A 5,280-nucleotide genomic window follows, 5' to 3' on the forward strand; every position below is an offset into this window, starting at 1 on the left:
CACTTGATACCAGCGAGATCTGGTCCTCCGACATCAAGTCGCCGTCGGTCGAGCCATCCTCGTTGAAGTTGAAGGCCCTGGCCAGGCTGACATAGACGTCGTCGCCAAGCTGGTTGACGAAACTGTCGGCATTGTCCAGATCGCTCGTCAAAACCTGCTTCAGGAAGCTGCTGGACGTGTATTCGGTGCTGAGACCGAAGGCCGTCAGCGCATAGTTCTTCAGTCTGGAGCTCGACAGAAATTCATCGACAGAGGTGATCGACGAGATATTGTCTTCAAAATAATCCGTCTCGTCCGCGATGTCGTCCGCCTCGGTGTCGAAGGATTCCTCATAGGCATCGAGCAGATTGTCCCGCTGCACGTCTGACTGCGCCGTCTTCGTCTCGCCCCCGAATTTGAAGGCGGCGGCGAATTCGGCGTAGCGGCCGTCGCTCAGACTGTTGGCGAAGCTCGATGAATCGCTGAGGTCGCTTTCCAGCACCTTCTTCATGAAGGCCTTGGCATATGTCATGTCGTCGAGCCCGTAGGCCTTCATGGCATAGGAGTAGAGCTTATAATCGCCCATGAATTCATCGACCGTCGTGACCTTGTCGATGTTTTCCTTGTAATAGGCACTGTCGCGGGAAACCGTTGCCTGCGAAGCCACACTCGAGAGACTGGCGTTCAGATTTCTGGCGACCGAGAGGTAGCTCACATAGGTGGAAACCAACGTCTGTCCCTTTGCATGAGCGCGCGCGCGAAAGCCTGCCGGCAGTCACGGTTGAAACTTTTCATGTTTGCTGAGATGTTGCCGCCGCTCATGGCGCATACGGACCGCATTCATGCGGCCGAATCAATTTAATAGAACCACATGGTACTATAATTATTCGAAAATGCAACAGGACGTCCAAAGCCGAGGGATTGCGGCTTTATCGCGTTAAGCGGCCCCGACGCCCGCCGCAAAGATTGCAATGCAACGCCTGAGATGGGCAAGCAGCACCGCCCGATCAGGCCAGGCCTGAGCGCGCCCTTCCGGCGGACCCATGCCGCCGAAAATCATATCCATCAGCATCCGGGCTCCGCTGGCCGGATCATCAAGTGACAACTTGCCTTCCGCCCTGCGGTGGCTCAGCCAGTCGGTGAGGTCCTGCCGGCTGGCAAGCATGCCTTCGCGCTGCAGAATATCGACGAGCTCGGGAAACTGCGCCGCTTCGCGAAAGACGAGTTGCAGGAAACCGGCACGATCCGCGTCCTTGTCCTCATCCATATCGATCATGAAGATACGTTCGAGGCTCTCGGCGATCGAGATATCTTCAGCAGGCCGCGGCAAGTCGAGCATCAGGCGCCGATGCGCGCCGACCACAGCGGCAAACAGCTCTTCCTTGCTCTGAAACAGCTTGTAAAGCGTCTGTTTTGAAACACCCGCCTCGCTGGCGACGACTGCGGTCGTACTTCCGGCATAGCCGTATTTTACAAAAACGCGGCGGGCAATCTCGACGATATGCGCCCGCTTGTCCTCGTCGCTTGAGACTTTCGGCCGGCCTCGCTTGCGCGGCTCATCTACGGGCTCGTCGGCAACATCCATAATGATCTAGACCGCCTCATCGAAGCACAAGCCGACGCCCGCAGAAAGGAGACTACGATTTCTGAGGGACGATTTTTTCGGTTGTGGCATTAGCAATTTCGATTTAGAGAACTCATCAGTTCTGTAATGCGTTGCATCCCCACCCTCTATCGATGGAGCGCTTATGACGACCATTTCTGCCGCAACGTCGATCTCTTCCTATTCCTATAGCAAGAGTTCGACGTCAGCATCCCAGGACACCCTATCCTGTAATACGGTTTCGGCAAAAAAATCAACCGCAAGCCAGCAGCTCAGCGAAGACGCGACCAACAGCGCCGAGAAACTCATGTCGCAGTTGATGTCGTTAACGATGAACGGCCTCGCCGGTCAGTCCGATTCCAGCGAGCAGCAGGACGGCGGCGCAGACATGGACGTTGCGCAGCTGGACAGCGATGGCGACGGGTACGTGAGCAAGGCCGAGTTCGTCGCAGCCCGGCCGTCCGATGTGTCGGAGGATGAAGCCGGCACGCTGTTCAACAGCTTCGACAGCGAAGGTTCCGGCTCGCTATCGGTCGATGCGCTGACCGAGGCCATGTCCGCCCAGCAGTCGGAACGCGCCGAGGGGCCGCCACCCCCGCCACCTTCCGACGATGACGAACTTGCATCCATGCTCTCCGATCTCGATACCGACGGCGATGGGCAGGTGAGCAAGGCCGAGTTCGTTGCAGGTCGGCCGTCCGATCTGAGCGAGGACCAGGCCGGCACGCTGTTCGACAGCTTCGACAGCGAAAGTTCCGGCTCGCTATCGGTTGATACGCTGACCGAGGCCATGTCCGTTCAGCGGTCGGAACGTCCCGAAGGACCGCCGCCGTCCGCTGACGATGACGATGACCAGTTTGCATCCCTGCTCTCCGATCTCGATACGGACGGAGACGGGCTTGTGACATTGGACGAGTTTATGGCGGGTAAGCCGGACGACATCACCGAAAGTCAGGCGAGCCAGCTCTTTAGTCTGCTCGACACGTCAGGCACGGGTTCATTGTCTGCACAGTCCACGAGCTGACGGTCGTTAAGCCGTCGCCATTGCGGTCGCTGGAGGATCTGCACTGAGACGGTTTTAAAGCGACCCGGCAGTCGAGCCGGCAGAGCCTTCAGTCGGGTCGCTTGCGAAATATGGAAACGTTCGAATGGTGCGCCGTCACAGGCGCACGGATAACCAGCGCGCGGATGAGCCGAAGCGCCTATCGCCATCACGGGGTCAGTCCAGACAATCAGATCATCGACCGGTGTCGGCCTTTGCCCGGCGCCAGCGATGTGGTGCGCCCGCCATCCGGGCCCTGGAAGCCCCTCGTCACATGGCATGTTCCCAAACCTTAAAGGATCGAGCCATGAGCATTTTTGGAAGCATGAAAACCGCCGTCTCCGGCATGAGCGCCCAGGCAAACCGGCTCAGCACGGTTTCCGACAATATCGCCAACGCGAACACCACCGGCTACAAAGCCGTTTCGACGTCCTTTTCGTCATTGGTCCTGCCGTCTTCCTCGGGCAATTATAATTCAGGCGGCGTTCAGACCTCCGTGCGCCAGGCAATTTCTCAGCAAGGCGACATTTCCTATACGACGTCGGCCTACGACCTGGCGATCTCGGGAGACGGGTTCTTCATCGTCGAAAGCGCCGACGGCACGCCTGTGCTCACCCGGGCCGGCGACTTCTCGGTCGACAGCGACGGCAATCTCGTCAACGGCGCCGGTTTCACGCTCATGGGATACTCCTATGACTCCGGCGTGCCGGCTGTGGTCGTCAACGGCTTCGACGGCCTGGTGCCGGTCAACGTCTCTCAATCGGGCTTGAGCGCCGTCGCTTCGAGCAGCGCTTATTTCAGCGGCAACCTGAACTCCGAAGCGACCGTCGTCACCGATACGACGACACTGCCGAGCGCCAACACGGCGACCGTCACCGACGACACGCAGAAGATGTCGCTGGTTGCCTATGACAGCCTCGGCGGCACCGTCCAGTACGACTATTACTTCACCAAGACCGGCGTCACGACGGACGCGAGCGGCGCGGTCACCGGCAGCACCTGGGAGGTCGCGGTTTACCGCAATGCCGATGCATCCACCGGCAGCACGGCGTCCTTTCCCTACTCTTCCGATGCCGTGAGCGTTGCCACGCTCTCCTTCGACGCCGATGGCCAGCTAACCTCCGCAACCGACACCGACATCGTCGATCCGGTGACGGCCAAGACGATCACCATGGATTATTCCGACTTCACCCAGCTTTCCTCCGACTTCTCGGCAACGGGCTCGGCAGACGGCCAGGCGGCAAGTGCCGTGAGTTCGGTGTCTATCGGTACGGACGGCGTGGTGTCGGTCTCCTATGCGAACGGCGCGACGAAGGCTCTCTATCAGATTCCTCTCGCGACGGTTGCCAGCCCCGACAATCTGACGCTGCTCAGCGGCAACGTCTACAGTGCCAACGGATTATCCGGCGTAACGGTCACCGGCTTCCCGCAGACGAACGGGCTTGGCTCCATCCAGTCCGGTGCTCTCGAAAGCTCGAACGTCGATCTCGCCGGCGAACTGACGGAAATGATCGAGGCGCAGCGCAGCTATACCGCCAATTCGAAGGTGTTTCAGACCGGCTCCGATATCATGGATGTCCTCGTCAATCTGAAACGATAGGAGGGCGCCGGCATGTCGCTCACCTCCGCCTTGAACAGCGTGCAAAGTATTTTCAATACTACGGGCCAGCAAAGCAGCATCGTCTCGACCAATATCGCCAATGTCGGAAATTCCGACTATGTGAGACGGGAGGCGTCGGTTACGACGTCTCTTTCCGGCGCCCAGGTCGTCAGCATCAGCCGGGCGCAGGAAACGGCGCTGCTTGCCCAGTATCTGCAAACGAATGCCAAGGACAGCGCCCAGCAGACGCTGGTAACCGGCCTCGAAAGCCTGAAGTCGCTGGTGGGCGGCAATGACTACGAGACCTCGCCGAGTACCTATCTCACGGCATTCCAGCAGGCGCTCCAGACATTCGCCACATCCCCGAGCAACACGACCGCCGCGCAATCGGCCGTGACCGCCGCGCAGGATCTTGCCAATTCGTTGAATACTGCAAGCGAYGGCGTCCAGTCGATCAGAACCGAGGCGGATGCGGAGATCACCACTCAGGTCTCCACCCTGAATACGCTGCTGTCGCAGTTCGAGGCGGYCAACAATGCGGTCAAGCTGGCCACATCGACCGGCACCGATACATCCTCGGCGCTCGACGAGCGTGAAAAGCTGCTGAAGCAGATCTCCTCGATCGTCGGCGTCACCTCCACCGTGCGCGACAATAACGATATGGCGCTCTATACCTCTGATGGCACCGTGCTGTTCGAGACCATTCCCCGCACCGTCACGTTCGCGTCGACGGCAACCTACGTTGCCGGAACGGAAGGCAATTCCATCTATATCGACGGTGTTGCACTCGACGCCGGCGAGGGATCGACGACGAGTGCCTCGGGCAGCCTGCAGGCGCTGCTGCAGCTTCGCGACGAGATCGCCCCGACATTCCAGGCCCAGCTCGACGAGATCGCCAAATCGCTCGTCCAGGTCTTCTCGGAAACCGACGGCAGCACGAGCGCGCCGGGACTTTTCGTGTGGACGACGGCGTCAGGCGCAACCGGGGCAACACCTGCCGCTTCCGACGATACGACAGGGATCGCCTCCACCATTTCGGTCAATCTAGCCGTCATC

The 5,280-nt window shown here is 59.5% G+C and carries 5 protein-coding genes; 3 read left to right on the forward strand and 2 right to left on the reverse strand.

From position 1 onward, the window contains the following. Positions 1-709 (reverse strand): DUF1217 domain-containing protein (locus AC1ECN_RS38115; protein WP_477955985.1); only part of this gene is annotated, 709 nt, incomplete at its 3' end. A gap of 207 nt (positions 710-916) precedes the next feature. After that, a complete protein-coding gene (locus AC1ECN_RS38120) occupies positions 917-1,564 on the reverse strand; it encodes a TetR/AcrR family transcriptional regulator (RefSeq protein ID WP_018480592.1) in 648 nt (215 codons plus the stop codon). A 163-nt stretch (positions 1,565-1,727) separates the two neighbouring features. Between AC1ECN_RS38120 and AC1ECN_RS38125 the strand changes: the two genes are divergently transcribed. From AC1ECN_RS38125 to flgK, 3 genes are all read left to right on the forward strand, one after another. Continuing rightward, positions 1,728-2,606 (forward strand): EF-hand domain-containing protein, encoded by an 879-nt coding sequence (locus AC1ECN_RS38125; RefSeq protein WP_130682871.1) that lies wholly within the window; start codon positions 1,728-1,730, stop codon positions 2,604-2,606. 325 nt (positions 2,607-2,931) lie between these two features. Then, positions 2,932-4,224, forward strand: a complete 1,293-nt coding sequence (locus tag AC1ECN_RS38130) for a flagellar hook protein FlgE (RefSeq protein ID WP_130714055.1) — start codon at positions 2,932-2,934, stop codon at positions 4,222-4,224. A 12-nt stretch (positions 4,225-4,236) separates the two neighbouring features. After that, positions 4,237-5,280: flagellar hook-associated protein FlgK (gene flgK / locus AC1ECN_RS38135; protein ID WP_477955989.1), on the forward strand; the 1,044-nt coding region annotated here is incomplete at its 3' end.

Source organism: Rhizobium sp. 01N447_2 (genome assembly GCF_056399245.1).

What these genes read in the sequence shown, in the direction of transcription:
- AC1ECN_RS38125 (WP_130682871.1), top strand. Translation starts at nt 1,728, where the DNA reads ATGACGACCATTTCTGCCGCAACGTCGATCTCTTCCTATTCCTATAGC.
- AC1ECN_RS38120 (WP_018480592.1), bottom strand. Translation starts at nt 1,564, where the DNA reads ATGGATGTTGCCGACGAGCCCGTAGATGAGCCGCGCAAGCGAGGCCGG.
- AC1ECN_RS38130 (WP_130714055.1), top strand. Translation starts at nt 2,932, where the DNA reads ATGAGCATTTTTGGAAGCATGAAAACCGCCGTCTCCGGCATGAGCGCC.